Below are 25,760 nucleotides of genomic sequence, written 5' to 3' on the forward strand. Positions count from 1 at the left end.
GAACTGGAACCGAGAACGAACAGGAGGATGGAATGAAACTCTTCGACGGGGGCCGGGCGCCCAATCCACGGCGGGTCCGCGTTTTCCTAGCCGAGAAAGGCATCGAGGTTCCGCAGGTGCCCATCGACATGGGGGCGCTCGAACACAGGCAACAGGCGGTCAGCTCGCGCAATCCCTTGCAGCGCCTGCCGGTACTGGAACTCGACGACGGCACCGTCATTACCGAATCCGTCGCCATCTGCCGCTATTTCGAGGAACTGCATCCCGAACCGGCCCTGTTCGGGCGCGGCGCACTCGGCAAGGCGCAGGTCGAGATGTGGCAGAGGCGGATGGAATTCAATTTGCTCAGTTGCGTCACGCAGGCCTTCCGGCACACCCATCCGGCCATGAAGGAATGGGAAATCCCACAGGTCCCCGAATGGGGTGAGGCCAACAAGCCGAAGGCCGTGGCGTTCCTCAGGCTTCTGGACGGCGAACTGGGCAGCCGGGAGTTCATCGCCGGTGACAGCTATTCGATCGCCGACATCACCGGCCTGATCGCCGTCGACTTCATGAAGCCGGCACGCATCAAGGTGCCGGATGACTGCGCGAATGTGTTGCGCTGGCATCAGGCCGTCTCCAGCCGGCCGAGCGCATCAGCCTGAGAATGACTGTTGAACTCGAAAACCTCGTCGCCAGGGTCCGCGCCTGCCGTATCTGCGTGGAAAATCCGGCCGGCAAGCCGTTGCCGCATGAGCCACGACCAGTGCTGCGCCCTTCGTCCAGCGCCCGTATCCTGATTGCCAGCCAGGCGCCCGGCACCAAGGTGCATTTGTCTGGCATGCCGTTCACTGACGCCTCCGGCGACCGCCTGCGCAGTTGGCTTGGCGTGACGAGCGACGAATTCTACGACATTGAAAAATTCGCCATCGTCCCGATGGGCTTCTGCTTTCCCGGCCAGGATGCCAAGGGGGGAGATCTGCCGCCGAGGCGCGAATGCGCGGCGGCCTGGCGCGCACCTTTGATGGCCTCGATGCCACGGATCGATCTGGTGCTGACGATCGGCATCTATGCGCAGTCCTGGCACATGGGTGCGGCGCGCCGGCCCTCACTGACGGAAACGGTCATGGATTGGCGCTCCATCTGGGAGAATTCCGTCGGTCCGAAAGTGCTGCCGCTGCCGCATCCCTCGTGGCGCAACACCGGCTGGCTGAAGAAGAATCCATGGTTTGAAATGGATTTGCTGCCTTTTCTGCGTTCGGAAATCCGATATCGCCTCGGCTGACCTTACAGCAAGAAATCACTCGCTTTTCCGTCAATTGGCAGAATTTCTTTCTTGTGAAAGGTCGGAATAAGGGGGAGTATAGCCAATCTATTCCCCTGGGGAGCAAAATATGGACCGCCTCGATAGAAAAATTCTCCGTCTTTTGCAGGAGGACGCGACACTCGCGGTCGCCGACGTCGCCAAGAAAGTCGGGCTGTCGACAACACCTTGCTGGCGGCGCATCCAGAAGCTCGAGGAGGAAGGCGTCATCAAGCGGCGCGTTGCCATTCTCGACCATGAAAAGGTCAATGTGCGCGTCACCGTCTTCGTGTCGATCCGCACCAATTCGCACAGCCATGAATGGCTGCGGCGTTTCTCGGAAGTCATCCAGGAGTTTCCCGAGGTGGTCGAGTTCTACCGCATGAGCGGTGACGTCGATTATCTGCTGCGGGTCGTGGTTCCAGACATCGCCGCCTATGACGCCTTCTACAAGCGGCTGATCGCCAAGATCGAAATCCGTGACGTGTCGTCGTCCTTCGCCATGGAGCAGATCAAGTACACGACCGAAATCCCGCTCGACTACATGGTGCTGGACAAGGAATCGGGTGCCAACGCCGCCTGAGCTGCAGCAGGTTGTCCTGCTTAGTTCTTCTTTTTGTTGAGGAAACTCCAGGGCGAATTGACCGGCAGGGTGACGGTGTCCGGTACGCTGCCGACGGCGACCACGTCTGCCTTGCGGACGCTGTAGCCAGACTGGATGACGCTGACGCCGTCGAGGATGAACAGCTGGCTCTTCTCCATGTCCGGCTTCAGCGCGCCGGTGACCGCGACCGGCTGATAGGCCTCGGAGATTTTGTAGGGACGTGCCGGCGTGACCAGCACGATCTGGTTGGGGGGCGGCGTTGGCATGTGGCTGCACGCACCCGTCCACGGCACCAGCAGGAACTGATAGACAAGATCGCCGTCGCGATCGACCGGCAATGCGTAGCCGGCTAGCTGAATGCTTTTGTCCTGCAGGTTGAGGGACAGCGTCTCGCCATGGTCGGGCAATTTTGCCGCGATCATCGGCAGCCCGACGTTTTCGGCGGCGGATTGCGTAGCCGGACGCAGATCCTTCCAGAATATGTGCGCGGTCTCGGCCGAGGCATCGGTGGCCGCGGACACAAACAATGCCGCTGCGAAGGCCAGGATTGATTTGGGAGGATTGCTCATTGGCCGCGTCCCTTTGAAGCTCAAGTAAAGACGCCGCTGTCAACGACGTCAACGCTCCCGCCGCATCACATGTCGGCAGCCGCATCGCATGTCGGCAGCCACTTCACATGTCGGCGAGATCCAGACATGCCGGAAAGCGGATTTCCGCGCCGTCAGCCTTTCCTGGCGACGATCCGCGCGAGCGTCTTGGCATTGGACAGCTCCCTTACGGCGTCCTTGCCGATCCAGCGCGCCGTCTTGTCTGCCGACTGCGCCAATCGTTCGGCGACAGCCAGGGCAGCGCCGTGCATGTCCATTGATCGTTTGCCGATCGACCGAAGCGCCCAGTTCACGGCTTTCTTCACGAAATTGCGGCTGTCGTTGGCATGCGTTTCGATGATCGGCAGGAAGGCGAGGAAGGTCGTCTCCGGCTCCTTCTTCCGGTGGACGACAGACCAGGCCATCATGGCAAAGGCCGTGCGCCGAACGAATTCCCGCTCGTCCGCCGCGAACTCGGCGATCAGTTCTTTCCAGGCGTCCGTGTCGACAAAGAGGTCGGAGACGCCGTCGACGATGTCCCAGGAGTCGAAGCTGGCCGCCCATCGTCTTGCATCTTCAGCAGAAAACCGTTTCGGGTCAGCCGTGACGGAGGCGATGAACTGCGGCTCCATGATGCCGGTGTCCCATAGCTCGAAGGCGCGCTCGTGGTTGCGTCTGATCTTCCTGGCGATCTGCCGCTGCATGCCGTGCGAGATACCAAGCGCACGGTCGATCTTGATGCCGTAGCGCAACATGCCGAGGCGGTTCTCCTCCGACCCGATAGCGCGAAGATGGGCGACGACTTCCGCGGCTGTGGATTGAGGTGAGAGCTCTGCCACGGCGGAAACCTACTTCTCCAGGCGCGCCAGCAGCGAGGACGTGTCCCAGCGCTTGCCGCCCATCGCCTGCACATCCTTGTAGAACTGGTCGACAAGTGCTGTCACCGGCAGTCTGGCGCCATTGCGATCGGCCTCGGCCAGACAGATGCCGAGATCCTTGCGCATCCAGTCGACGGCGAAGCCGAAATCATATTTGCCGACGTTCATCGTCTTATGGCGGTTCTCCATCTGCCAGGAGCCGGCGGCACCCTTGGAAATCACCTCGATCACCTTCTCGATGTCGAGTCCGGCCTTCTTGCCGAAATGGATTCCTTCGGCCAGGCCTTGGACGAGGCCGGCTATGGTGATCTGGTTGATCATCTTGGTGAGCTGGCCGGCACCGGCCGACCCCATCAAACCGACCATGCGGGCAAAAGCGTCGATAACAGGCTTCGCTCTGTCGAAAGCGTCCTGCTCGCCGCCGACCATGACGGTCAGTACGCCATTCTCGGCGCCGGCCTGGCCGCCCGAGACAGGCGCATCGAGAAACGAAAACCCGCCGGCTTCCGCCGCCGCCGCCAGCTCGCGAGCGACCTCGGCCGAGGCCGTGGTGTTGTCGATGAAGACCGAACCCTTCTTCATCGATTTGAAGGCGCCTTCCGGACCGGTCGTCACCGAACGCAGATCGTCGTCATTGCCGACACAGGAGAAGACAAAATCCTTGCCCTCGGCGGCCTGTGCCGGCGTCGCCGCAAGGCTACCGCCATGCTGGCCAACCCATTGCTCGGCCTTGGCCTTGGTGCGGTTGTAGACGGTGACATCATGGCCACCCTTGTTCTTCAAGTGCCCGGCCATCGGATAGCCCATCACGCCAAGACCGAGAAATGCAACAGATGCCATGAGCTTGCCCTTCAGAAACGGAATTTGCTGCGAAAGCTCTAGGCTCTGCGCTCAATTCGTCAAGACGCGTAGGGCAGGATCGGCTGGTGCAGCTGAATTGAAATAGTCAGCGTTTCAGGTGAACGGTGATCCGGCGCTCGATCCATTCGACGCCATGGCGCAATATCTCGACCATCACCAGATAGACGAGCGCGACCCAGATATAGGCCTGGATGTCGAACGAGTTGGCGAAGGCGAGCTTTGCATTGCCCATCAGATCATAGACCGTGATGATGGCGACGATGGCGGACGCCTTGACCATCAGGATCAGTTCGTTGCCATAGGGCCGCAAGGCGACGATCAGTGCTTGCGGCAGGATGATCTTGCGCAACGTCTGCAATTTGTGCAGGCCAAGCGAGGCAGCGCCTTCCCACTGCCCACGAGGCACGCTCTCGATGGCGCCGCGCAGAATCTCGGCCTGATAGGCGGCGGTGTTGAGCGCAAAGGCAAAGACGCCGCAATTGAACGCGTCCTTGAAAAAGTCCCAGAGGCCGATCGACTGGAGTTCGATCCTGAATGAGCCCAATCCGTAATAGACGAGATAAGTCTGGACCAGCAGCGGCGTGCCGCGGAAGAAATAGACGTAGCAATAGGCGAGGCCGGACAGGATCCGGTTCTTGGACATGCGCCCGTAAGCGACGGGCACCGACAGAATCGCGCCGAGCACCATCGATATGGAAACCAGCGCGAGCGTAACCCCAAGCCCGCTCAAATAAGCCGGCGCATATTTGGCGAAGAAATCGGGATTCCAGGCAAGGAAGAGATAGCTGACGATGCCAATGCCGAACAAAATCCATAGGCAGACCAGCGCGTAACCGGCGATACGCCTGCGCGGCCAGCCGCGCGCCCGTGGCGGCGGCCGTTCGACCATTGTGGCCGTGGCGCTCATCGCTGCGCCTCCTGCCGACCAAGCGAGCGCAGAATAGCGCTGGTGGCGAAGGACGACAGGACGGCCAGGGCAAGAAAGACCAGGGAGGCGACGCCGAAGAACAGGAAAGCGTGCTTGGTGACACGGGCGGCAATGCTGGCATTGCGCAGCGTCTCGGCCAGGCCGACGACCGACACCAGCGACGTGTCCTTGAGCAGGCTGAGCCAGCAATTCTCCAGGCCGGGGAACGCGATGCGCAGCAGCTGCGGCACGATCACCTTGCGCATGGTCAGCCAGTTCGAAAGACCGATGGCATAGCCGCCCTCGTATTGGCCTTTGGGAATGGCGCGGAAGGCGGAAAGAAAAACCTCGCTGGCATAGGACGAGAAGATCAGCGCAAGCACGATCATGCCGGCGACGAAGCTGTTGACGTCGATGGTGGTGTCCGGCCGGAAATACCTGACGAGATGCTGCAGCAGGATCGGCATGCCGAAGAAGAACAGGAAAAGCGTCACCAATTCCGGCAGACCGCGAAAGACGGTGGTGTAGATGTTGGCGGCAAGGCGCAACGAGGGTTCTTCGGACTGCTTGGCGAGTGCAATGAAAAAGCCGATCGTCAATCCGATGGGCAGCGTGGCAAGCGCAAGCGCAATGGTGATCAGTGCGCCATAGGCAATATCGTCAAGCCAGCCTTCGGGTCCCCAACTGAGAAGTGTCCATATGCTCTGGGCTGGCATCGACCGGTCTTATCTCCACGGCATTCCCAAGACGAATAGAAAGACGGCGGGGAAATTCCCCGCCGTCTTGACCGTATTTATCAGGACTCGGCGCCGTAGACGTCGAACTTGAAGTACTTGTCGTTGATTTCCTTGTATTTTCCATTGGCGCGGATGGCGTCGATGGCCGAATTGAGCTTGTTGACCAGGTCGGTCTCGCCCTTGCGCACGGCAATGCCGGCGCCCGGCCCGAAGATCTCGACCGGCTGCGGCGAAGGCTGGCCGAGAATCTTGCAGCAGGCGCCATCAGGCGAATCCAGAAACTGCTGCAGCACGACGATATCGTCCTGGATGGCGTCGAGACGACCATTGGCAAGATCGGCCTGCTCCTCGGGGCTGCTCGGATAACCCTTGACGGTGCTGTCGGTGTAGGTCTTCGAGGCATAGTTGAAATGCGTGGTGGTGGTGGCGACGCCGATGGTCTTGCCGGCGAGATCTTCCTTGGTCACGCCTTTCAACGTCGAGTCTTTCGGCACGGCGAGCGCCGACGGCGTGTTGTAGTATTTGTTCGAGAAGTCGACCTTTTCCTTGCGCTCGGGCGTGATCGACATCGAGGCGACGATGGCGTCAAACTTGCCGGCCTGGAGGGCTGGAATGATGCCGTCCCAATCCTGGGCGACGAAGGTGCACTTGACCTTCATCTCATCGCAAAGCGCCTTGGCGATGTCGATGTCGAAGCCGACGAGCTGGCCATCGGCGGTGAGGTTGTTGAATGGCGGGTAGGCGCCTTCGGTGCCGATCTTCAGGGTCTTTTCCTGGGCCTGAGCTACGCCGAGCGTCAGCAGCGCGGCCGAAGCGGCGAGCGCGATACGGAGTGCAATACGCATGATAGTCCTCTCTTTATGGTCCCGGCCGTCGTTCCGAACGGCTCTGTGGGGCGGTGCTTTTGACCGCCCGCTGGCGCGATACTCCCATTCTTTCCAAGAAAAAAGCAACTGCAAAACCACAAAAATGGGCAAGGCTATTCTGCCGTTGCGTCAGCGCTCAAGCAACGAGCCCAGTGGTGCGCTCGATGAAGTCGGCTATCGATTTTGCATCGTCGAGATCGAATACCGGCAGCAGCTCGCCTTCAATCGCAAAATCGGCGGCGACAGCGACGATGTTGGGATCCTCCGCCGAAAGCGGCGTACGGTCCTTCGCATCCAGCCGGCGGGTTTCGATCTTGTCATGGGCTTCGCGCTTGTAGCCCTCGACCAGCACAAGGTCGCAAGGGGCAAGCCGCGACAGGACAGTCTCCAATGTCGGCTCGTCCTCGCCGCGCAGCTCGTGCATCAGTGCCCAGCGAACGCCGGAGACGATCGCGACTTCGGTGGCGCCAGCCTGCCGGTGGCGAAAACTGTCGGCGCCCGGTTTGTCGATGTCGAAATCATGATGGGCGTGTTTCACCGTCGAGACTTTCCAGCCGCGCCGGACAAGTTCGGTGACCAGCCTTTCGGTCAAAGTCGTCTTGCCGGAATTCTTCCAGCCGGTGATGCCGAAGACGCGTCTGTTCATGGCTTGATGCTCTGCAACAGACGCTCGGCAGACACAAGATCGTCCGGATCGTTGATGTTGAAGAAAGGGTCGACCCCCGCCGATTGCAGAACAGGGAATTCCACCTCGACAAAACCGTGCCGGTCGATGAAAGCCGAAACCCGCCTGATATCCTCGTCGACCAGAAAGTGCCGCAAGGCATCGCGGCAGCCGAGCGGCCAGAGCGCGAAGGTCGGGTGCCGCTTGCCGGCCGAGCAGGCAACGGCAATCGAACCGGGACTTTGATCGGCGGCCGCAGCCAGACGCTCGACAAGGTCCAACGGCAGGAAAGGCGTGTCGCCGGCAGCGCTGACGATCGCCTTGCAGCCCGGGTTGGCCGCGGCCCATTCGAGGCCGGTCAGGATTCCGGCGAGCGGCCCGGCAAAGCCGGGCACGCTGTCGGCAAGCACCGGCAGTCCAAAGCGCAGGAATCGTGCAGGATCGCCATTGGCGCTGAGCGCCAGCGATTCGATCTGCGGAGTGAAGCGCGACACGACCTGGTCAAGCAGGCAGCCATCGCCAAACGGCAACAGGCCCTTGTCGCCGCCGCCCATCCGTCTCGACTGGCCACCGGCCAGGATGATCCCCGCAATGTCTCGCTTCATGCCACGAAGCCTGTACGCCAGCCGTCGGAAATCACAAGAACCTTCAATGATCTGGCTAGATTCCGTCCGGAACCATGCTCGGCCCCGTGCTTTCGGCGACGATCTTGCGCCGGCCGGCGACCCGCTCGCGGTAGAGCGCATAGAGGCCCGAGCCGATGATGATGGTGGCGCCGACGATCATCGGCGGATCGGGGATATCGGCGAAGATGAACAGGCCAAGCAGGATCGACCAGATCAGGGCCGTATAGCGGAACGGCGCGATGAAGGAGATGTCGCCCGCCCGCATCGCCATGATGATGAACTGGTAGCCGATCAGCACCAGCACCGCCGCCAGGGCCAGCAGGGCTGTGCTGTCCCCCGTCATCGGCGTCCAGCCGCCCATTGCCGGCAACAGCGCCGCACCGACGATGGTCATGGCAAGCGCGGTTGCCGTCGACACCAGCAATGTCGGAATGGCCTTGGGAATTTGCTTGGTGGCGAGATCGCGCACCGCACAACAGGCAACGCTGGCCAGCGCCGCCAGCGAGTAGATGCTGAACCCTTCGAAGCCAGGCCGCACGATGATCAGCACGCCGGCAAATCCGATGGCGATGGCCAGCCAGCGCCGCCAGCCGACAGCCTCGCCAAAGACGAGCGCGGCCCCCATCGTCACCGCCAGTGGCAGCGCCTGCAGCACCGCCGAAACATTGGCGATCGGCAAATGGGCGAGGGCGACGAGAAAACTCACCGTGGCACCGGCCTCGCTGATCACGCGCAGGGCCACCAGAGGGTGCAGCATCGAGCCCGGGCGGGCGAGCGCGCCGCGCTGCCAGGCGAGCAAGCCAACGAAAAGCGAAGCGAAAGCCCCACGGATCAACATGACCTGCGCCATGTTCATCGATTGTGACGAGTATTTGGTGATGGCGTCGTTGAGGCAGAAGCCGGCCATCGCCACCATCATGAACAACGCGCCGCGAATATTTGGTGACAGGGGCAAGACGGCTACCGGTTCTGCTAATGCATGTCGCCCAAAAGTGACCTCGATTTTTGGGAAACGGCATGCATAAGAAACAAAGACCTAAAGCGCGTCACCTGAATCCGTTCAAACGCGACGCGCTTTAGGCAGCAAGCCTGTAACAGCCGGGCATGAAACAGCAATAGCAAAGGGCTGGGCCACAGCCTTGTTTGTGGCCCAGAAGATCACCTGCAATGGCGGCAGAACTTACTTCTTCGGCGTCAGCACCTCGGTGCCATTGCCTTCCTTGCCGGCGATGGTCCACAGACCATGCAGCGAGCCGTCGTCCGTCATCTTGTAGACGACGAGGCCGATATCCTTGCCCATGACATAGCCGGCGGAGAAGGCGTCATCGTTGCGCATGCAGATGCCGTCGGAAGATGAGCCACCGGTTTCCCAATGGATCGCGCAGGTCGTCCCGCTGGTCAGCGTGATGGTGGCTTCGCCGCCATAGGCCGAACCGTCGAAGTTGGTGCCGGCGACCGTATAGGTGCCGCCGATCGACTGCGCCGCGGCGGGCGCGGCCGCGAGACCGAGCAAGGCGAGAGAAAGAATGAGTTTGCGCATGATGTATTCCCCCTGTGAGCGAAGAGCCGCTTCCAGAGAAAGGCTAGGCTGGAACAGACTGGCCGTAAATCCGGCTGCGGTTCGCGAACAAGACTTTTTCTGGGGTGTGGTCCGAAACGTTCATGGTCCCTTGAGACTGCCGGCAATGGCGCCGACCAGCGGGTCGTATTTCGACTTCAGGGCCGGAGGGTAGTCGACCCAGACCGTGCGGATGACGCCATCTCCACCAAACAGGCGCCGCTCGTAAAAGATCTTTCCTTCCTTCAAGCCCGACAGCACTGCCCAGTCCTTTCCGGCCCTGCTGTAGGTCACCTTGTAGCCCGGCTCGTTGCTCGCCTTCTGCGCCGCGACAAAGCCTTTCGGCGTATCGTCGTCGATGTTGAGGATGCCCGAGCAGATCAGGCTGGCACCATCGGCACTCAGCCATTGCTGCCCGTCGCCATTGTCGGGCTCGGGCTGGTGCTCGGTGAAGATTTCCTCGGGAAAGGTGCAGACGGTGCCGAAGCGCTCGTTCACATAGGTGAACGGCGCGGCAATTGCCGTGCTCGCCGCGATCGCAGCGAAAAACGTCCCGAATGAAAAGAACCGCCGCATGTCTTGCCCCGAAGTCGATGACCGCACGGCAATTCTTGCACAGATCGGCGGGAAGATCAGCCGCCGGTGACGCTCATATGGCGCGATACCGATGGGCGGCTGGTGCGGCGGTCGATGATGAAGTCATGGCCTTTCGGCTTGCGGCCGATCGCTTCGTCTATCGCTTCGGCGACCAGCTCGTTGCCTTCGGAGGCGCGCAAGGGCGCGCGCAGGTCAGCGGCATCTTCCTGGCCCAGGCACATATAGAGGGTGCCGGTGCAGGTCAGCCGGACGCGGTTGCAGCTTTCGCAGAAATTATGCGTCATCGGCGTGATGAAGCCGAGCCGTCCGCCGGTCTCGGCGACCTGGACGTAGCGGGCCGGGCCGCCGGTCTTGAAGGGAATGTCGGTCAGCGTGAACTGGCGTTCCAGCGACGCGCGCAGCAGCGACAGCGGCAAATACTGGTCGGTGCGGTCGGCATCGATCTCGCCCATCGGCATGGTTTCGATGACCGTCAGGTCCATGCCGCGGCCATGCGCCCAGCGCATCATCTCGGGCAGCTCGGCGTCGTTGAAATCCTTCAGCGCCACCGCGTTGAGCTTGACCTTCAGCCCCGCCGCCTGCGCGGCATCGATGCCTTGCATGACCTTGTCGAGATGGCCCCAGCGGGTGATCTTGTGGAACTTGTCGGCATCGAGCGTATCGAGCGACACGTTGATGCGCTTCACGCCGCAATCGGCGAGTTCGGCGGCAAAGCGCGACAGCTGCGAGCCGTTGGTGGTCAGCGTCAGTTCTTCCAGCGCGCCGCTGGCGAGATGCCGCGACAGCTGGCGCACCAGATGCATGATGTTCTTGCGCACCAGCGGCTCGCCGCCAGTCAGGCGCAACCGCCTGACGCCCTTTTCGATGAAAACCGTGCACAGCCGATCGAGCTCTTCCAGCGACAGCAGGTCCTTCTTCGGCAGGAAGGCCATGTCCTCGGCCATGCAATAGGTGCAGCGGAAATCGCAGCGGTCGGTGACCGACACGCGGAGATAGCTGATCGTGCGGCCGAAAGGATCAATCATGTCCATGCAAGCGCTTCCCGTGGCCGTGAACGGCTTCGTTATATACCGCTATGTGATACGATCCGGCCATTCATTCAAGATACCGCCTCTCGATCTTTGGTAACATCCCTCAGCCGACATCGCATGTCGGTCGGTCTCATCAGGTCTTTTCCCGTTTGGCGAAGCGGCGTAGGGAAGGGCGGATGAGACGGGATCGAACAGCATGACCGCACCGAAAGAACTCCGGGTCTCGAAGGACCGCAAACTGCTGTCCGTCACATTTCCCGACCATCGGCCGTTCGAACTGCCGGCGGAACTGCTGCGCGTCGCCTCGCCATCGGCCGAGGTGCAGGGCCATTCGCCGGATCAGCGGGTGACGGTTCCCGGCAAGCGCAATGTCGCCATTCTCAAGATCGAGCCAGTCGGCAACTACGCCGTGCGCATCACCTTCGACGATTTCCACGACACCGGCATCTTCACCTGGAATTACCTGCATACGCTCGGCCACGAGAAGGATGCGCGCTGGGAAGCCTATCTCGCGGAGCTTGCGGAAAAGGGCCTGAGCCGGGACCGCTAAAATTGATTCCCCTCGCTGTCGTTAAAACGTCATCGATATGGCGTAGCGCCGGCAAAAGTTTGGAGGCGAAAACATGTCCGTCATCACCACGGTCGAGCAGCTCGAGGCGCTCTATGGCGTTCCAGGCGAGGCCTCGCTGGTCAAGGAACTCGACCACGTCATTCCCGAATATGCCGCCTTCATCGAAGCCTCGCCGTTCGTCGCGCTGGCGACCAGTGGCCCGGAGGGGCTGGACTGTTCGCCGCGCGGCGATCTCGCCGGCTTTGTGCGCATCCATGATCCGAAAACCCTGATGATGCCGGATCGTCGCGGCAACAACCGCGCCGATTCGCTGAAAAACATCATCCGCGACCCACGCGTCGGCCTGCTGTTCCTGGTACCGGGCTCCGGCACGACGCTGCGTGTCAACGGCCGCGCTCATATCACCACGGATACGGCGCTGTGCGCATCATTCACGGTGGACGGCAAGGCGGCGCGATCGGTAACCGTCGTCGACATCGATTCGGTCTATTTCCAATGCGCCCGGGCCATCGTCCGTTCCGAGCTCTGGAACGCGGCAAGGCACGTCGACCCGAAGTCGCTGCCGACGCCCGGACAAATCCTGGAAATCACCAGCCGCAGCAACATCGACGGCGAAACCTACGACAAGGAATGGCCGGAGCGGGCGAAGAAGACGATGTGGTAGGTCTGGCTGAATCGTCACGCCTCTTTTAGCACATCATAGATCTTGCGCATCTGCTCGCCGATCATGTCGCATTGTTCCGGCGTCGACTGGCTCATCGCCTTCTCGATCAGCGCCATATGCACTTTCAGCGCCTGCATCAGCAGCGCCTCGCCGGCCTCGGTGAGCGCGAGCCGCAGGATGCGCTTGTCCTTCTCATCACCTTCGCGGCGCAGCAGGCCGCGCGCCTCCAGCTGCGGCAAAAGCATGGTGATGTTGGAGCGGCCGACGAGCAGCTTGCGGGCAAGATCGTGCTGCGACATGCCGGGGTGGCGATAGAGGTTCATCAGCACGTCGAGCTGCGCCGGTTTCAAATCGAGCGGTGCAAGCTTCACCGCGAGCGTGCGCTCCAGCACATGGCATGCGCGCGCCACCGCGACCCAGTTGCGGAAACGGGGGTTGTCCCAAGGCAGCTCTTGTTTATTGTTCATCTTTGAACTATTATGTTCATGCTTGAACGTATGGATGGATTTTCACTATGGCATCATTCGGGCTGAAGGTCATCCGGGGCGTGTTCGGTGCGGCAGAGCGTGTCGCGCCGCGGCTTAGCGGACGCGCGGCGTTCGAATTGTTCTGCCGCACGCCGAATGTCAAGGCGCTCAGCGATGGCGAGCGCCGCGCTGTCGAGCGTGCGGCCGGGTTCATGACCGAGGCGCGACATCACCGACTGAAGACCGCGACCGGCTGCGTCATGGTGCACGAGTTCCGGCCCGAGCCGGGCAGGGCGGCCGCCGGCACGGTGCTCGTCGTCCATGGCTGGCGCTCGCGCACCGAATATATGCGCGCCTTGATCGAAGGCTATCGCGCCGCCGGCTACAGGGTCGTTTCGCTTGACCTGCCCGGCCACGGCCAGTCGCAGGGCCGGCGCCTGAACATGGTCAATGCCGTGGATGCGGTGCGAATTGCCGGCGAATGGTTCGGCCCCTTCGTGGCGGCGGTCGGCCATTCCTTCGGCGGCGCCGTCGCCGCCAATGCCATCGCCGGTTCGGTCAAGAACATTCCGCCGCTGGCGGCCGGACGCCTGGTGCTGATCGCGGCGCCAAGTTCCCTGCCGGCGATCTTTGCCGACTTCAGTCATATGTTGAATGTCGGCCCGCGCTCGCAAGCCGCCATGGCGGACCGGGTCGAGCATCTTTCCGGCCGGCCGCTGCACGAATTCACCGGCGACCGTCAGCTCGCCCAGGCGCCGGTGCCGACCCTGGTCATCCATGCGCAGGACGATCGCGAAGTGTCGGCCGATCATGCAAGGCGCTATGCCGGCGCCGGCGGCCATGTGCGGCTCTACTGGGCCGACGGGCTCGGCCACCGCCGTATTCTCGCCGACAAGGGCGTGGTCGAACGCGCGGTCGGCTTCGTGACGCATCGCGAGCCATTGCTGCTGCACTGAGCGGCGGTCGAGATTATTTCTTCTTCTCGCCGGGTTCGACCGGCAGTCCGGCGGCCTTCCAGGCGGTGTAGCCGCCAAGGATGTGCTTGACCGGCGAAAGCCCCATGTCCTGCGCCGTCTTTGTGGCCAGCGCCGAGCGCCAGCCGCCGGCGCAGAAGAACACGAAGCTCTTTCCCGAGGCGAAGAACGGCTTGTGGTAAGGGCTTTCGGGGTCGATCCAGAACTCCAGCATGCCGCGCGTGACATGCTTGGCGCCGGGAATCTTGCCGTCGCGTTCCACTTCGCGTGGATCGCGCAGATCGACGAAGATCGTGTCTTCATCGTCGAGCAGCCCGGCCGCTTCCTCCGGCGAAACCACCTCGATCACGGCGTTCGCCTCGTCCAGCAGCTCGCGATAACCCTTTTTCACACTCTCATCCCTCCCGGCCTTGCCGGCCCTAGCATTGCTGGCCTCCCGGCCTTGCCGGCCCTAGCATTGCTGGCCTCCCGGCCTTGCCGGCCCTAGCATTGCTGGCAAGTCAGAATTTCGAGCACACCAGCCGGCGTTTGTCACGCCGCGTTGCCGCCGGCCAGCGTCCTCCAGGCCGCCATGGCCCCGGCAACCGTCGCCAGCAGGGCATCGTGCGAGGCGCCGTCGCGTGCCTGGATCGACATGCCGTGCTGGACCGTGGCGAAGAAAGTCGCGGCGGCGCTCGCATCGAAATTCGCCGGCAATTCGCCTTCGGCAACGCCGCGCTCGAGACGCTTCTGCAGGGCGGTGTGGTTTTCGGCACGGCGACGGCGCAGATCGGCGCAGATGGCGCCTCGGCTCGAATCCTGATGCAGCGCGCCGAGCGTGATCAGGCAGCCCTGCGGACGATCGCTCTGCGCATAGGCCTTCGCCGTCAGGCACAGGAATTGTTCGATCGCCTGCCGCGCGGTCGGAGCTTCCTCCAGCGCCAGCCAGATGTCGGCACCCTCGGTGTGCGAGTAAAAATCCGTCGCCTCGAGGAACAGCGCCTCCTTGCTGCCGAAGGCGGCATAGAGGCTGGGCGAGTTGATGCCCATGGCGGCGGTCAGATCGCTTATCGATGCGCCTTCGTAGCCACGCGCCCAGAACACCTGCATAGCGCGGCGCAGGGCTGCGGTTCGATCGAAGGTGCGGGGGCGGCCTCGTTCCGACATGATGATCTTTTCTGTGTTGATCGATACATAATTAAGTTGACGCCGGTGGGCAAGGCTGACAGATATTTATGTATCGATCGTTACAAAAGGAGAAATCGATGTCATCCAACCAACTGGGCGGCAAGGCCGCGCTCGTCACCGGCGGCAGTCGCGGCATCGGTGCGGCGATTGCGCGACGGCTCGCGGCCGACGGCGCCAGTGTCGCGCTGACTTATGTGCATGGCGAGGAGCAGGCTCGCTCGGTTGTCGCCGAAATCGAGGCCAAGGGCGGCCGCGCCATCGCGATCAGGGCCGACAACCGCGATGCGGTCGCCGTAGACAAGGCCGTCGACGACGCAGTGACCGCCTTCGGCCGGCTCGACATCCTGGTCAACAGCGCCGGAATCTGGCGGGCCGCCCCAATCGACACGCTGTCGCTCGCAGATTTCGACGAGACCATGGAGGTCAATCTCCGGGCTCCATTCATCGCCTCGAAGGCGGCGGCCGTGCATATGGGTGAGGGCGGCAGGATCATCTCGATTGGCAGCAACCTTGCCGAGAGGGCGACCGACGGCAGCCTCACGGCCTATTCAGCCAGCAAGGCGGCGCTGGTCGGCCTGACCAAGGCGCTGGCGCGCGACCTCGGCGCGCGCGGCATCACCGCCAACGTCGTCCACCCCGGTTCGACCGACACCGACATGAACCCGGCCGACGGCCCGCACGCCGAGCATCAGCGCCGGAAGATGGCAACACCGCGTTTCGGCAAGGCCGATGACATTGCCGGTATGGTCGCCTGGCTTGCAGGCCCTGAAGGCCGCTTCGTCACCGGCGCTGCCCTGACCATCGATGGCGGCGCCAACGCCTGATCCGAGAGATTTCCGGCTGGGGCGGAACAACCCTCCGCTCCAGCCGTCACGATCTTGTGAAACCGTTCTGCAACAGGCTTTCCAAAATTTATGAAAGCTTAACGAAATCGGTATGAATCAGTATAGTCGCGCCTTACATCCGCCATGCGGTGAGCGGGACGATCTAGCGTGCGGAACGGGAACCGGTTGCGGCCGGAGCGGGTGATTCATGAAATTCCTCGGAAACAAAGCAACCGTGATGCCGCTGATGGCAATCACGGCAACGCTGGCTTTCGGTGTACCCCAGGCAGGCGCGCAGGGGCTGTTCGACATGCTGTTCGGCGGCGGCGTCAAGCATGCGCCGAAAGGCGAGTTTCCGCCTCCGCCACCGAAGCACAAGCCAAAGCCGAAGGCTCCGGCCAGCGGTGGCGGTGGCGGTGGCGGTGCGAGAATCAGCAGCCCATCCTACTACACCTACAAGGCCGACCGGCTGGTTCGCGTCGACTTCTCGGCGCTGGCCCCGACGCCAGAGCCGGCGACGCCACAGGATGCGGCTTTCGTGCCGTCGGCAACGGGCGCTGCGTTTCGTGAAGCGGTTGCCAGCTTGGGTGACTACGAACTCTTAGCCGAGCCCGACATCGCCAAGGCGCTGATCGCGTATTACTCGGCCAATCCGGATTTCATCTGGATAAGCGGAACCAGCCTCAACAGCCGCGCGCAGGATGCGGTGCGGGTGCTTGGCGAGGCTTCAAGCTATGGTCTCACGCCCGCCGACTATACGGTCGAAGTGCCCGCTGCCGGCGCATCGTCGGCCGATGCCAATGCGCAACTGAAAGAGCTCGTCCGTTTCGAGATGGCGCTTTCCGCGCGTGTGCTGCGCTATGCCCACGACGCCCAGAACGGCCGCGTCGATCCCAACCGCATGACCGGCTACTATGATTTCCCGGCCAAGCCGCTCGACTTGCAAGGCGTGCTGAGGACGCTGGCGCATACCCAGCAAGTGCGCACCTATCTCGAGTCGCGGCATCCGCAGAATGCGGAATACCAGGCGCTGCGCGTCGAACTCGAATCGCTGCAGGCCAGCGCTGAAAACGAAGTCGTCGTCGACCCCAAGCTGTTGTTGAAGCCGGGCGAAACCAGCCCGGAACTGCCGAAGCTGCTGACCCTGATCGCGCGCAATCTCGATGACGAGATGGGCGGCGCCTATGGCGAGATCCTGTCCAGGCTGGCCACCAGCGAAGTCTATGATCCGGAACTGGTCCCGGTCATCAAGGCGGTGCAGCAGAAGGCAGGCATGAAGGGCGACGGCGTCATCGGCCCGCGCACCGTCGCGACGCTGGCCGGAACATCCAAGGCCGACAAGCTGCTGAAGGTGGAAGTGGCGCTGGAGGAACTGCGCTGGCTGCCCTCCGATCTTGGCAGTCCGCGCGTCTTCATCAACCAGCCGGCCTTTACCGCAAGCTACATCGACAATGGCGAGGAAAAGCTGAAGACGCGTGTCGTCGTTGGCCGGACCACCAACCAGACCTCCTTCTTCTACGACCAGATCAAGCAGGTCGATTTCCATCCCTATTGGGGCGTGCCGCAGTCGATCATCGTCAACGAGATGCTGCCGAGATTGCGCAACGATCCGGGCTATCTCGACCGGGCCGGCTACGAGGTGACGGATTCGCGCGGCAAGCGCATTCCTTCGTCGGCGGTCAACTGGGGCGCCTATGGCTCCAACATCCCCTACAGCGTTCGCCAGCAGCCGAGCGAGGCCAACGCGCTGGGCGAGTTGAAGATCCTGTTCCCCAACAAGCACGCGATCTACATGCACGACACCCCGCAGAAATCATTCTTCCAGCGAGATATGCGCGCGCTCAGCCATGGCTGCGTGCGGCTGCAGGACCCGCGCGGCATGGCCGCGGCGGTGCTTGGCACCTCCGTGGACTATATCGCCGAGAAGCTGAAGCACGGCCATGCGACCGAGAATGTGACGCGCACGATCCCGGTCTATGTCGCCTATTTCACCGCATGGCCCGATCTGTCCGGCAAGGTCGAGTATTTCGGCGACGTCTACGACCGCGATTCGCGCCTGAAGCAGGCTCTGGACGCTACGGAGGCGGTTCGCTCGCCTTTGAGTTGATCCAGGACTTCGGTAGACCGTTAACTCATAAATACGGAATGACCGAAAGCGGAAAGGCGGCTGAGGGGGAACGAGGAGCGGCGGCTACCGTTATCGAACAAGCTCAAAACGCAACTGTGATCCTGTTTCGGTAGGGACGAACGATGTTGAGCGATCGAAGCGATTCTGCGACGGTGTTTTGCCATCGTCGGCATTCTGCCGATGGCTGACGAAGGTCGACCAAGCTACGGAAGTGGGCACGTTTCGCTTCAGCGTTCAGATGGAAGACGCGCAACCGTTGGCACGACACCATAGCGACGATGCCAACGACTTCGGGCCTTCATTCGCGATCACACGGCCACAAAAGGGGCCCTGACCTACTCGCGAAATGGTCACTAACGGAGGCGCCTATGTCGAGCCATTATGCGATTCTCGAAGCCCCCTCCACGCTGGGCCTGGCGACCGACGGTGTGGAGCGCTTGCCTGACCGGCTCCTGGACCTTGGCCTTGCGGAGCGCATCCAGGCGCGCCGCGCCGGGCGGCTGGCTGTGCCTGCGAAGGACCCGACGCCCGATCCCGAGACCGGCACCCTGAACGCCAGGGCAATTGCGCAGTGGTCGCCCCAGCTCGCCGACGCCGTGGAAGCGGTGCTTGACGCAGGCGGGTTTCCAGTGGTGCTGGGCGGCGATTGCACGATCGTGCTGGGCTCGGCGCTCGCGTTTCGACGACGCGGCCGCTACGGCTTGCTCTTCATTGACGGCAACGCCGATTTCTTCCAGCCAGAGGCGGAACCCAATGGTGAGGGCGCCTCGATGGACCTCGCCTTCGTCACCGGCTACGGTCCATCGCTCCTGACCGACATCGAAGGTCGCGGTCCTCTGGTCCGCCCTGAAGACGCTGTCGCCTTCGCGTATCGCGATCACAAGGATCAGGAGGAGTACGGAAGCCAGCCGCTCCCCGAAGAGCTCAAGGTGCTTGACCTTCCCGCTGTGCGCGCCACGGGCATCGAGGCCGCCGCATGCGAAGCGATCGATCACCTGACGAGAGCTGAATTGGACGGCTTCTTCATCCATCTCGACGCCGACTGTCTCGACGACGTCATCATGCCAGCTGTCGATTTTCGCGTGCTAGGCGGGTTGTCGTGGGACGAGCTGACGGCTGCGCTCCGGCTTGCCTTGGCGAGCGGCAAGGCAGTCGGCCTCGAGATCACCATCTACAATCCGCGCCTTGATGAGGACGGCAGCGCCGGACGCGGCCTCGCCGACGTACTGGCCGCTGCGCTCGGAACAGCAGCGCCATGACGACGAGCTATGGCTGCTCTCAGGCAGCAAGGCGCACTGAGCGACCGATTTGAGATCGTTTTCCGACTGGCGGCTTTCATAATGCGGCGGAATCTGTTTCTTTCAGGCTCGGCATGAGCCGATATGCCGGGCTCGCGATTGTGAGCCTGCAAGCTAGTAGCGCTGGAACAATGGCCGCCGGAAGCCGGCGTCGCGCCCGGCGATCAGCCAATAGAGCAACCCGGCGACAAGTCCGGCAGCGGCAATGATGCCGATGTCGACCCAACGCTCCGGGTCCATATCCTCCGGTGCACTCGGCCAGATCAGGGCGAAACCGCCGACCGCGGCGCCGGCGCCGAAAACCATGTGCAGCAGGACATTGCGCAACGAGAAGAACTCGGCGATCAGCGCGAAGATCAGCGTCTGCAGCGCGGTCACCACGATGGTCAGGAAATAGACGAACATGCCGAGCGGCGGCACCAGCAGCACCGCGATCGGCGAAACGCCCATGACGTCGAAATAGCTGGGCGCGTTGGGCAAGGAACTGAGCACGCCATAGATCACCGCGATGGCGATCAGGCCGACCAGCACCGACACGAAGTAGCCGGCCAACATCATCAATATGCGCTTCATCACGTGCTTTGCCGTCGCCATCCCCATCCCCCAATGCGGCCCGCGTCGCGACAGTCAGCCATCAAAGCGGGCCTGACGCAAGGGGAGGCGGCCTTTGTGCCAAGGCAATCGCTTTAGGCCAACGACAAGTCCGACTTGCAGCGGAGAACGCCAATCGCCAAAGTCAGCGCTGCCCCTCATTGTCCTGCCGGACATTTCTCCCCGTATAGTGACGGGGAGAAAAGGCGGTTTGTACCGCTGGTGCTCATCTTTCAACGTTGATGATTGGCGAAACCGGCGATGAGAGCGTCCCTCTCCCCGTCCCTATACGGGGAGAGGATGCCGGCAGGCAGGTGAGGGGCGGCGCTAGCGCGGAAAGGCCGATGACACAGCCAAGAAAGGGCCAGTGAATTCGCGTCGGAACGTCCCCTATTTCGGCTCCGCCGTCACAGGATCATAGGTGATTTCGACCTTCGCCTTGTCTGCCGTATAATAGGTTACGGTGTAGGCGCCGCTGTCCCAGTCGACCTCGTCCACATAGCGAAAGCCGTCGCGCTGCTCGACCTTGGCGATGATCTCCGACAGCTTCTTGGCATTGGGCGGCGGCAACGGCTTGTCGTCCGCGGCCAAGGCCGGCCCACCGGCGAGAAGAACGGCGATGCTGGTCGCCAGCAGAAATCTGGACATGGCTTTCCCTCAAGTTTCGTCGGACAGAAACTCGCTGGCGCGCCGGTTTGTTCCGCAGCTGGAACAGATGATGATTTGGTCCGCCGATTTGCAGCTGCCCGAACGAGGGGCCGCCGCCCGCTTGCCTACGCAGCGCGTCGTTGAGCGGGGTGGAGACCTGAACGGGTTCGGCGAGGGTCGACGGCGGTCACGATGCTGTGGTGGTGATCGCAATAGACGCGATCCGCCGAAGTTGGCCCGGCACAAAAACGATAGCCGCCGGGTACCGACCGGTCTTCGCTCACCGGGAAGCGGCACTGATAGACGCCTAGCTGAATGAGGGGGACGTCTTTCGAAATCGGTCTGATATTGTCAGGCATGGTTTTTCAGGTTCCTGGTTCATAGCCATTGCCGGCCGATGGCCGCAATGCGACCGTGTCAAGGCGAGCTTCTCTCGTTTTGGAGGGCTGTGGATCACCATATGGTGTTGGTCGCAGCGCCAATGAAGCCCGAAACCCTGCTTTTCGGAGGCCAATCATTGCGACTTAAGGCCACACTGGCCGTTGGGCGGAGGGCTGCGGAAGCGAATACATTTTGTCAGCAGAAGTGTGGTCGCGTCCCGGAGCATCTCTGCGAACCGCTTCGCCGGTGCTATGGTGTGCCTGCATGATCAGGCAGCAGGGATATGAGGCATGCCCGAAATCACCCGTCGTACACTTCTTGCGTTCACCGCCGTGGCCTCGGCCATTGAACCGACGTTTGCCGAAGAGGAAGGTGCCTCACCCGAATTGCGGGCGCTGATCGGAGCCCATGAAGCCAGCTATGTCGGGCTTCACAGGGTTGTTCATCAAGCGGGCAGCACCAGCAACGAACGCAAGACGGCAGACCGGATTGAACAGGAAGCATTGCTGGCCATCTGCTCCTATCCGGCGATCAGCCGAGGCGACCGCCGGGCCAAGGCCGATTACCTGTTGACCGCTGAGGCTCGCGGTGAACTCGACCTGGAAGAGCACATGCAGGCCATCCTGCACTCGATGAAGCGCTGATCGCGACGCGACCGGGGCATCTCCACAACCAGACATCGCCGACTTTACCACCATGGCGACAAGTGGGTCGGGCATTGGCCAAACTGATGACCGATGCTTTCAAGGAAGCCGTCGCGTTGTTCGACCTTGGCGATGATCTCCGACAGTTTCCTAGCATTGGGCGGCGCGCAGCGGAGCATCGTCCGCGGCCAAGGCCGGCCCGCCGGCGAGAAGAACGGCGACGCTGGTCGCCAGCAGAAATCTGGACATGGCTTTCCCTCAATTTTCCTCGGACAGAAACTCGCTGCGATGCCGGTTTGTTCCGCAGCTGGAATGCATGCCCATTTCGGCCACGGCTTTGCCGCTGCCCGAAAGAGAAAAGTGTGAGTCATGAAACGGCCGAAGTGGTTAGAACGGTATCTCGTCGTCCAACTCGCGAGCCTTCCTGCCAAAGTCCTCGATTTGCTTTTTCGGTGGTTCGATGCGTTTGATGTCGTCGGGCGACGGTAGTTTAGCGGGCTCCGGCTCCTCGCTCTTCGCGCCGCCAATCAGCTCATTGATACGCTTCACAAGATCTGTGATAGGTTTCAGTGCGTCAGTGCCTTTGTGCACCACGTCTGCCAAGTCAACGAACGCCAACAGGGCGTTGTCAAAGCGCGTCCGCGCGCGATCAACATCAGCCTCGAACGCATTGAGTTTGGCGAATAGGGAATTGCGCTTGCGCTCGGCCAGGTTCGACTTTTCGACCAGCTCGCGGATTTGCCCGACCAGGATGTGAATACGGGCCTTAGTTGCGGTGTCCAGACTGACGGAATAAATCTTGGTGACGCGCGCGTTCTGGATTTGCACCTGAAGCACAACACTCTTCACCGCTAAGTCGAAGTTGCGATGAACGTTGTAAACGTCGTCGTGGTCTGGAATTTCCCATGTACCGAGGAGGTCAATCTCCAAGGCACGGGCGGCGCCCATGATTTTGTTCATGTGGCTGACTAGCGCCTGCCGTGTGGCTGACTAGCGCCTGCCGGTTGTCCTCATTCCGGTCTAGACTTTCCGTCTCATTCTGAAGCTGCTCGTCAAAAATCTCGACCAGCGTCGCAAACGCCATGCGAGGGTCGTCCGGCAAGCTGTGATAGTCAATCTGTTCTGGCATAGTCCCCCATCCTCGGCCTGCGTCAACAGATAGAGAACGAACGGGGAATCTACAATGCTTGTCAGTATAGCGCCTGTTTGAATTTCTGGCGGTCTTTGGCGTCCATCCAATTGAAGGCGTTGCCATTTGCAAAGCTCGTTAAAATCTCGATTTCACCACGGTAAGCTTCAACTTCGGCGGCATTGACCGCGTACACTCCAAACGGTGTCATCGTCGGGCCGAATTGCTCGCGCGCGAAATAGAGGGTCGCGCCCTTTTCACATGCCTTGCTGTGAGCGCTGGTCTTCAAACCCCGAAGCTCCAATGTGGATACGACTTTGAGGCCGTTTGCCTTGTAGGCGAAGTCGGCAACGATTTCCTTGTCCTCAGAGACAACGAATTTCTGGATTACCTTGCCGTCGTTGATGGTCTGCCCTTTGTCGGCTAGCACACCGACTTTGCGCAGCATAGCCGTAATTTCCGAATTGATTTTCTGCTGCTTTTCCTTGCGCGTGAGCGCGGGCTTATCGACGTAGATGTTGAGGATTTTTGCAACGTTGGCTTCGTACTCATCCAGCCCCGCCGCGCGGATTTCCCCGGCCGAACTCATGCTGAAAACGTCGCTGCGAACCGCGCTTTTCTCCCGCAGCTCGTCTAGGTGATGGAGGGATGATTTGGACAGCACGGTATAATACGCGGTGGCAATGTCATCCCACTTGTGGCCGGTGAGGTGCATAAGCTTCCTTACCTCGGGCAAGCGAACGTCCAAGCCGTTCGGCCCAAAGACAACCAAGCCCACATTCACCCGTTCGCCACGGATGGCGCTGGGACGTGCTTGGATAATCGAAAACTTATAAGAGGGTGCCATCGTTCACGCCGTCTCTGATTGCTGCGACCCTGGCTGCGCGCGCACCGTTCGTCCACCAATCAACAATGTCGTCCTCCTGTTGTTGCGCCAACCAGTCCTTGGGGTGACCAGCTAGGATTGCGCGGACCCCAACCTCGTCAATGCCGTCGATTCTGTCCAAAACCTCCAAGGCGACAGCCGGATTCAGATATTGGCCAAATGTCTGTTTCATCCACACTTTGTTGGCCACGGTGTTCAGCCCTGGGTCCATCATTATGGCCCCAGGGAGGGCGTCATGGTAGAGCCACGCCCGCGAATAGTCGAATGAATAGACGCGGTGGCCAGTGCCCACTGGCACGACCATGTAGTTGTTCATGTGCCTGTCGTCGTTGTGAACGAAAAGGTCGAGGGCATAGATTCTCGAAAGGTCGTCGGCCAAGCTCAGGAAGTCGATTGAGCCCTGCTGAGCCAGATTCCACCAATCCGGCGTCCGGCCATTCATCCAAAGCGAGCCGAACCAGAAATTGCCGTCAGTGTGCTTCACGACACTGAACGGTATTTGTGGCACTCCGGTGCCTTGTGCAAGGGAGGAGCAAAACCATTCACAGTGAGGCAGGGCAGGGTAGATGTCGCTCTTCTTGAGAACGAAGAAGCCTGCGTCCCCACAGAAGCACCCTTCGTTCATGTCCTGGCTGCCAAGATTTCCCGGACCACAGAACATCGCATCCACAGCAAAAAGCTGCGGAACCTGTGCCTGCGCGGGAGCCTTAACCATCCGCCCACCATTCGCGCGCCGCTGTTGCTGCCGGCGCTTCGGCAACCCTGCCGTTTCCCCAAGTGGACTCTTAGAAAGTTACAAGTGCTATGGCAATGACCTCAGCCGCGTGACTTGCGCGCTTCGCATTCTCTTCGGTGTCAAATGGCACCGTTCCACATCGCCAGCGTGCCGGATAGCTTCACCATGACGGAGGGCTTACGCGCCAGTTACGCACCAGCGACCGAAAACCACCAAATCGCTCCGGAGTGAATTAGATAACAATTTCGGGAAAGCAGATGGTGGGCGATGCAGGGATTGAACCTGCGACCCCACCCGTGTGAAGGGTGTGCTCTCCCGCTGAGCTAATCGCCCGCTCGTTGCCCGAAGGCCAAGCGAGCCGCGATATAAGGGAGGCAGGTGCGGGAAGTCAAGGCGGTGTCCGGCGTTCCGACAAGGATCGGATTTTCTGTCCTTTCGGCCCTGTCTCCGACCGACGCCGGCCGCTTTCCGGTCAGTTTCCAGCCGCGGCAATCAGCCTTTGCGCCAGACCGAGCGTCAGGGCGTCGAAATGCGAGATGACCGCCGAAGGTTCGAATTCGCGGACATGGCGGTCGGTGTAGCCGAAATCGACCGCCACCACCGGGATGCCGGCGGCTTTTGCCGTGTCGATGTCGGTTTGCGAATCGCCGACCATCAGCGCGCGGTGCGGGTCGCCGCCGGCCAGCTTGATGGTCTCGATCAGATGGCGCGGGTCGGGCTTGCGGAAGGCGAACGTGTCCTGGCCGGCGATGGCCGCGAAATGTTTGGTCAGGCCGAGCGCCTCGATCAGCGCCAGCGAGTTGGCTTCGTATTTGTTGGTGCAGATGGCGAGGATATAGCCGGCCTTCTCGAAGCGCGCGATCGCCTCGACGACACCGGGGTAGGGGCGCGATTTGCCGGGGATGTTGAGCGTGTAGTGGTCGAGGAAAAGTTTCAGCAGCCGGTCGTGCTCCTCGACGGCAAGCGATCGCTGATGGGCGGCGTGCGCCCGCTCGATCATCACCCGGCCACCGTGGCCGACAAAACGCCTGAAGCCGGCTTCGTCGACCGCCGCGATCTCGCTGGCGGCCAGGCTGTGGTTCAGGCTGTCGAGCAGGTCCGGCGCTGTGTCGATCAGCGTACCGTCGAGGTCGAACACGATGATCGGTCGGGTCATGGTCTGTCCTGGGCAGGTGTGCAATGGGCAGGCGATAGCGGCTGCGGCGCGTCAAGGCAAGCGCGGGGCCAGTTCGTTCAGGCAGGGCCTGCCCATCAGGCCGGGCATTCGCGGCGGGCCGTCCGATATGGAAAAACCCGCCTCGATGAACTGACCCCTTAAAGTTGGACAGTTTAAGGTGGCGGCAGATTTAAGGGCTGGGTTCTGTATTGCACAGGGCTCAGCCCTTTCAGTTTCAGTTTGATGCGATCATGATTGTAGTAGTGGATGTAATCCTCGATGCTGGCCTTGAGGCTCT

General features: G+C 61.5%; 32 protein-coding genes and 1 tRNA gene. 10 read left to right on the forward strand and 23 right to left on the reverse strand.

Annotated features, from left to right (window positions below; all coding sequences use genetic code 11):
• The first annotated feature begins 32 nt into the window (after nucleotides 1-32).
• The 3 genes from EOA19_RS11555 to EOA19_RS11565 all read left to right on the forward strand — a co-directional run bounded on the left by EOA19_RS11555 (nucleotide 33) and on the right by EOA19_RS11565 (nucleotide 1,865).
• Nucleotides 33-644 (forward strand): glutathione S-transferase, encoded by a 612-nt coding sequence (locus tag EOA19_RS11555; protein WP_128303648.1) that lies wholly within the window; start codon nucleotides 33-35, stop codon nucleotides 642-644.
• Complete coding sequence (locus EOA19_RS11560) at nucleotides 584-1,264, forward strand: uracil-DNA glycosylase family protein (protein WP_128303649.1); 681 nt, start codon at nucleotides 584-586, stop codon at nucleotides 1,262-1,264. The genes EOA19_RS11555 and EOA19_RS11560 overlap by 61 nt, the downstream gene beginning before the upstream one ends.
• 109 nt (nucleotides 1,265-1,373) lie before the next feature.
• Complete coding sequence (locus tag EOA19_RS11565; RefSeq protein ID WP_006205209.1) at nucleotides 1,374-1,865, forward strand: Lrp/AsnC family transcriptional regulator; 492 nt, start codon at nucleotides 1,374-1,376, stop codon at nucleotides 1,863-1,865.
• A 20-nt stretch (nucleotides 1,866-1,885) separates the two neighbouring features.
• On the opposite strand, the gene EOA19_RS11570 is transcribed toward EOA19_RS11565, so the two are convergent.
• The 12 genes from EOA19_RS11570 to moaA all read right to left on the reverse strand — a co-directional run bounded on the left by EOA19_RS11570 (nucleotide 1,886) and on the right by moaA (nucleotide 11,198).
• Nucleotides 1,886-2,455 (reverse strand): DUF3299 domain-containing protein, encoded by a 570-nt coding sequence (locus EOA19_RS11570; RefSeq protein WP_023813946.1) that lies wholly within the window; start codon nucleotides 2,453-2,455, stop codon nucleotides 1,886-1,888.
• A 152-nt stretch (nucleotides 2,456-2,607) separates the two neighbouring features.
• Entirely contained in the window at nucleotides 2,608-3,312 is a 705-nt protein-coding gene (locus tag EOA19_RS11575) for a DNA alkylation repair protein (protein WP_128303650.1), read from the reverse strand.
• A 9-nt stretch (nucleotides 3,313-3,321) separates the two neighbouring features.
• Entirely contained in the window at nucleotides 3,322-4,191 is an 870-nt protein-coding gene (locus EOA19_RS11580) for an NAD(P)-dependent oxidoreductase (RefSeq protein ID WP_128303651.1), read from the reverse strand.
• A 106-nt stretch (nucleotides 4,192-4,297) separates the two neighbouring features.
• The gene (locus EOA19_RS11585; RefSeq protein WP_128303652.1) at nucleotides 4,298-5,119 is read right to left on the reverse strand and encodes an ABC transporter permease; all 822 of its coding nucleotides are present in this window, start codon (nucleotides 5,117-5,119) and stop codon (nucleotides 4,298-4,300) included.
• A complete protein-coding gene (locus EOA19_RS11590; RefSeq protein WP_128303653.1) occupies nucleotides 5,116-5,835 on the reverse strand; it encodes an ABC transporter permease in 720 nt (239 codons plus the stop codon). Before EOA19_RS11590 ends, EOA19_RS11585 begins: the two co-directional genes overlap by 4 nt.
• Before the next feature lie 80 nt (nucleotides 5,836-5,915).
• Nucleotides 5,916-6,701, reverse strand: a complete 786-nt coding sequence (locus EOA19_RS11595; RefSeq protein WP_023813951.1) for an ABC transporter substrate-binding protein — start codon at nucleotides 6,699-6,701, stop codon at nucleotides 5,916-5,918.
• Nucleotides 6,702-6,858: 157 nt separating this feature from the next.
• On the reverse strand, nucleotides 6,859-7,368 hold the full coding sequence (gene mobB, locus EOA19_RS11600; protein WP_023813952.1) for a molybdopterin-guanine dinucleotide biosynthesis protein B: 510 nt from the start codon (nucleotides 7,366-7,368) through the stop codon (nucleotides 6,859-6,861).
• Nucleotides 7,365-7,991, reverse strand: a complete 627-nt coding sequence (mobA, locus tag EOA19_RS11605; RefSeq protein ID WP_128303654.1) for a molybdenum cofactor guanylyltransferase MobA — start codon at nucleotides 7,989-7,991, stop codon at nucleotides 7,365-7,367. The genes mobB and mobA overlap by 4 nt, the downstream gene beginning before the upstream one ends.
• Nucleotides 7,992-8,046: 55 nt before the next feature.
• Entirely contained in the window at nucleotides 8,047-8,967 is a 921-nt protein-coding gene (locus tag EOA19_RS11610) for a DMT family transporter (RefSeq protein ID WP_128303655.1), read from the reverse strand.
• A gap of 225 nt (nucleotides 8,968-9,192) precedes the next feature.
• On the reverse strand, nucleotides 9,193-9,552 hold the full coding sequence (locus EOA19_RS11615) for a hypothetical protein (RefSeq protein ID WP_023813955.1): 360 nt from the start codon (nucleotides 9,550-9,552) through the stop codon (nucleotides 9,193-9,195).
• Between the two features lie 120 nt (nucleotides 9,553-9,672).
• Complete coding sequence (locus EOA19_RS11620; protein WP_023813956.1) at nucleotides 9,673-10,146, reverse strand: hypothetical protein; 474 nt, start codon at nucleotides 10,144-10,146, stop codon at nucleotides 9,673-9,675.
• 56 nt (nucleotides 10,147-10,202) lie between these two features.
• Complete coding sequence (moaA, locus tag EOA19_RS11625) at nucleotides 10,203-11,198, reverse strand: GTP 3',8-cyclase MoaA (protein ID WP_031213805.1); 996 nt, start codon at nucleotides 11,196-11,198, stop codon at nucleotides 10,203-10,205.
• A gap of 196 nt (nucleotides 11,199-11,394) precedes the next feature.
• On the opposite strand from moaA, the gene EOA19_RS11630 reads away from it, so the two are divergent.
• The gene (locus EOA19_RS11630; protein WP_023813958.1) at nucleotides 11,395-11,748 is read left to right on the forward strand and encodes a DUF971 domain-containing protein; all 354 of its coding nucleotides are present in this window, start codon (nucleotides 11,395-11,397) and stop codon (nucleotides 11,746-11,748) included.
• Nucleotides 11,749-11,821: 73 nt separating this feature from the next.
• On the forward strand, nucleotides 11,822-12,433 hold the full coding sequence (locus tag EOA19_RS11635) for a pyridoxamine 5'-phosphate oxidase family protein (protein WP_023813959.1): 612 nt from the start codon (nucleotides 11,822-11,824) through the stop codon (nucleotides 12,431-12,433).
• A gap of 14 nt (nucleotides 12,434-12,447) precedes the next feature.
• Here the strand turns inward: EOA19_RS11635 and EOA19_RS11640 are convergent, their stop codons facing one another.
• Nucleotides 12,448-12,900, reverse strand: a complete 453-nt coding sequence (locus EOA19_RS11640; RefSeq protein WP_023813960.1) for a MarR family transcriptional regulator — start codon at nucleotides 12,898-12,900, stop codon at nucleotides 12,448-12,450.
• 47 nt (nucleotides 12,901-12,947) lie between these two features.
• On the opposite strand from EOA19_RS11640, the gene EOA19_RS11645 reads away from it, so the two are divergent.
• Complete coding sequence (locus EOA19_RS11645; RefSeq protein WP_128303656.1) at nucleotides 12,948-13,856, forward strand: alpha/beta hydrolase; 909 nt, start codon at nucleotides 12,948-12,950, stop codon at nucleotides 13,854-13,856.
• Nucleotides 13,857-13,869: 13 nt separating this feature from the next.
• Here the strand turns inward: EOA19_RS11645 and EOA19_RS11650 are convergent, their stop codons facing one another.
• Entirely contained in the window at nucleotides 13,870-14,265 is a 396-nt protein-coding gene (locus EOA19_RS11650; RefSeq protein ID WP_023813962.1) for a rhodanese-like domain-containing protein, read from the reverse strand.
• Nucleotides 14,266-14,405: 140 nt separating this feature from the next.
• Nucleotides 14,406-15,020: a TetR/AcrR family transcriptional regulator gene (locus tag EOA19_RS11655; RefSeq protein ID WP_128303657.1), complete on the reverse strand. Its 615-nt coding sequence runs from the start codon at nucleotides 15,018-15,020 to the stop codon at nucleotides 14,406-14,408.
• 98 nt (nucleotides 15,021-15,118) lie between these two features.
• Between EOA19_RS11655 and EOA19_RS11660 the strand changes: the two genes are divergently transcribed.
• From EOA19_RS11660 to EOA19_RS11670, 3 genes are all read left to right on the forward strand, one after another.
• Complete coding sequence (locus EOA19_RS11660; protein ID WP_128303658.1) at nucleotides 15,119-15,865, forward strand: 3-oxoacyl-ACP reductase family protein; 747 nt, start codon at nucleotides 15,119-15,121, stop codon at nucleotides 15,863-15,865.
• Between the two features lie 208 nt (nucleotides 15,866-16,073).
• Nucleotides 16,074-17,972, forward strand: coding sequence for a murein L,D-transpeptidase (locus EOA19_RS11665; RefSeq protein ID WP_128303659.1), 1,899 nt, complete (start codon nucleotides 16,074-16,076; stop codon nucleotides 17,970-17,972).
• A 389-nt stretch (nucleotides 17,973-18,361) separates the two neighbouring features.
• Complete coding sequence (locus EOA19_RS11670) at nucleotides 18,362-19,252, forward strand: arginase family protein (RefSeq protein WP_128303660.1); 891 nt, start codon at nucleotides 18,362-18,364, stop codon at nucleotides 19,250-19,252.
• Nucleotides 19,253-19,405: 153 nt separating this feature from the next.
• Here EOA19_RS11670 and EOA19_RS11675 read toward each other — a convergent pair whose 3' ends face one another.
• Both EOA19_RS11675 and EOA19_RS11685 read right to left on the reverse strand, forming a co-directional pair.
• Nucleotides 19,406-19,891 (reverse strand): hypothetical protein, encoded by a 486-nt coding sequence (locus tag EOA19_RS11675; RefSeq protein WP_032909546.1) that lies wholly within the window; start codon nucleotides 19,889-19,891, stop codon nucleotides 19,406-19,408.
• 381 nt (nucleotides 19,892-20,272) lie between these two features.
• A complete protein-coding gene (locus EOA19_RS11685) occupies nucleotides 20,273-20,530 on the reverse strand; it encodes a PepSY domain-containing protein (protein ID WP_128303661.1) in 258 nt (85 codons plus the stop codon).
• A gap of 671 nt (nucleotides 20,531-21,201) precedes the next feature.
• On the opposite strand from EOA19_RS11685, the gene EOA19_RS11695 reads away from it, so the two are divergent.
• The gene (locus tag EOA19_RS11695) at nucleotides 21,202-21,555 is read left to right on the forward strand and encodes a hypothetical protein (protein ID WP_128303663.1); all 354 of its coding nucleotides are present in this window, start codon (nucleotides 21,202-21,204) and stop codon (nucleotides 21,553-21,555) included.
• 387 nt (nucleotides 21,556-21,942) lie between these two features.
• Here EOA19_RS11695 and EOA19_RS11705 read toward each other — a convergent pair whose 3' ends face one another.
• From EOA19_RS11705 to EOA19_RS11730, 6 genes are all read right to left on the reverse strand, one after another.
• Nucleotides 21,943-22,515 carry a hypothetical protein gene (locus EOA19_RS11705; RefSeq protein WP_128303664.1) on the reverse strand — a complete coding sequence of 191 codons (573 nt, stop codon included), beginning with the start codon at nucleotides 22,513-22,515 and terminating at the stop codon, nucleotides 21,943-21,945.
• Nucleotides 22,516-22,745: 230 nt separating this feature from the next.
• Nucleotides 22,746-23,531 (reverse strand): hypothetical protein, encoded by a 786-nt coding sequence (locus EOA19_RS11710; protein ID WP_128303665.1) that lies wholly within the window; start codon nucleotides 23,529-23,531, stop codon nucleotides 22,746-22,748.
• The gene (locus tag EOA19_RS11715) at nucleotides 23,515-24,330 is read right to left on the reverse strand and encodes a hypothetical protein (RefSeq protein ID WP_128303666.1); all 816 of its coding nucleotides are present in this window, start codon (nucleotides 24,328-24,330) and stop codon (nucleotides 23,515-23,517) included. Before EOA19_RS11715 ends, EOA19_RS11710 begins: the two co-directional genes overlap by 17 nt.
• 234 nt (nucleotides 24,331-24,564) lie before the next feature.
• Nucleotides 24,565-24,639: transfer RNA gene (locus EOA19_RS11720), tRNA-Val, on the reverse strand.
• Between the two features lie 139 nt (nucleotides 24,640-24,778).
• Nucleotides 24,779-25,462, reverse strand: a complete 684-nt coding sequence (locus EOA19_RS11725; RefSeq protein ID WP_127297194.1) for a phosphoglycolate phosphatase — start codon at nucleotides 25,460-25,462, stop codon at nucleotides 24,779-24,781.
• 173 nt (nucleotides 25,463-25,635) lie between these two features.
• On the reverse strand, nucleotides 25,636-25,760 hold a 125-nt coding region (locus EOA19_RS11730), incomplete at its 5' end, for an IS3 family transposase (RefSeq protein WP_164892907.1).

Origin of the sequence: Mesorhizobium sp. M7A.F.Ca.US.010.02.1.1 (genome assembly GCF_004023085.1) — a bacterium.
In the GTDB taxonomy this organism is placed as follows: domain Bacteria; phylum Pseudomonadota; class Alphaproteobacteria; order Rhizobiales; family Rhizobiaceae; genus Mesorhizobium.

Coding starts and splice junctions, on each gene's coding strand:
- EOA19_RS11635 (WP_023813959.1), top strand. CDS start 11,822: ATGTCCGTCATCACCACGGTCGAGCAGCTCGAGGCGCTCTATGGCGTT.
- EOA19_RS11660 (WP_128303658.1), top strand. CDS start 15,119: ATGTCATCCAACCAACTGGGCGGCAAGGCCGCGCTCGTCACCGGCGGC.
- EOA19_RS11705 (WP_128303664.1), bottom strand. CDS start 22,515: ATGAACAAAATCATGGGCGCCGCCCGTGCCTTGGAGATTGACCTCCTC.
- EOA19_RS11555 (WP_128303648.1), top strand. CDS start 33: ATGAAACTCTTCGACGGGGGCCGGGCGCCCAATCCACGGCGGGTCCGC.
- mobB (WP_023813952.1), bottom strand. CDS start 7,368: ATGAACAGACGCGTCTTCGGCATCACCGGCTGGAAGAATTCCGGCAAG.
- mobA (WP_128303654.1), bottom strand. CDS start 7,991: ATGAAGCGAGACATTGCGGGGATCATCCTGGCCGGTGGCCAGTCGAGA.
- EOA19_RS11640 (WP_023813960.1), bottom strand. CDS start 12,900: ATGAACAATAAACAAGAGCTGCCTTGGGACAACCCCCGTTTCCGCAAC.
- EOA19_RS11725 (WP_127297194.1), bottom strand. CDS start 25,462: ATGACCCGACCGATCATCGTGTTCGACCTCGACGGTACGCTGATCGAC.
- EOA19_RS11685 (WP_128303661.1), bottom strand. CDS start 20,530: ATGTCCAGATTTCTGCTGGCGACCAGCATCGCCGTTCTTCTCGCCGGT.
- EOA19_RS11675 (WP_032909546.1), bottom strand. CDS start 19,891: ATGGGGATGGCGACGGCAAAGCACGTGATGAAGCGCATATTGATGATG.
- EOA19_RS11580 (WP_128303651.1), bottom strand. CDS start 4,191: ATGGCATCTGTTGCATTTCTCGGTCTTGGCGTGATGGGCTATCCGATG.
- EOA19_RS11595 (WP_023813951.1), bottom strand. CDS start 6,701: ATGCGTATTGCACTCCGTATCGCGCTCGCCGCTTCGGCCGCGCTGCTG.
- EOA19_RS11630 (WP_023813958.1), top strand. CDS start 11,395: ATGACCGCACCGAAAGAACTCCGGGTCTCGAAGGACCGCAAACTGCTG.
- EOA19_RS11710 (WP_128303665.1), bottom strand. CDS start 23,531: ATGGCACCCTCTTATAAGTTTTCGATTATCCAAGCACGTCCCAGCGCC.
- EOA19_RS11565 (WP_006205209.1), top strand. CDS start 1,374: ATGGACCGCCTCGATAGAAAAATTCTCCGTCTTTTGCAGGAGGACGCG.
- EOA19_RS11645 (WP_128303656.1), top strand. CDS start 12,948: ATGGCATCATTCGGGCTGAAGGTCATCCGGGGCGTGTTCGGTGCGGCA.
- EOA19_RS11570 (WP_023813946.1), bottom strand. CDS start 2,455: ATGAGCAATCCTCCCAAATCAATCCTGGCCTTCGCAGCGGCATTGTTT.
- EOA19_RS11590 (WP_128303653.1), bottom strand. CDS start 5,835: ATGCCAGCCCAGAGCATATGGACACTTCTCAGTTGGGGACCCGAAGGC.
- EOA19_RS11665 (WP_128303659.1), top strand. CDS start 16,074: ATGAAATTCCTCGGAAACAAAGCAACCGTGATGCCGCTGATGGCAATC.
- moaA (WP_031213805.1), bottom strand. CDS start 11,198: ATGGACATGATTGATCCTTTCGGCCGCACGATCAGCTATCTCCGCGTG.
- EOA19_RS11620 (WP_023813956.1), bottom strand. CDS start 10,146: ATGCGGCGGTTCTTTTCATTCGGGACGTTTTTCGCTGCGATCGCGGCG.
- EOA19_RS11615 (WP_023813955.1), bottom strand. CDS start 9,552: ATGCGCAAACTCATTCTTTCTCTCGCCTTGCTCGGTCTCGCGGCCGCG.
- EOA19_RS11695 (WP_128303663.1), top strand. CDS start 21,202: ATGCCCGAAATCACCCGTCGTACACTTCTTGCGTTCACCGCCGTGGCC.
- EOA19_RS11655 (WP_128303657.1), bottom strand. CDS start 15,020: ATGTCGGAACGAGGCCGCCCCCGCACCTTCGATCGAACCGCAGCCCTG.
- EOA19_RS11585 (WP_128303652.1), bottom strand. CDS start 5,119: ATGAGCGCCACGGCCACAATGGTCGAACGGCCGCCGCCACGGGCGCGC.
- EOA19_RS11670 (WP_128303660.1), top strand. CDS start 18,362: ATGTCGAGCCATTATGCGATTCTCGAAGCCCCCTCCACGCTGGGCCTG.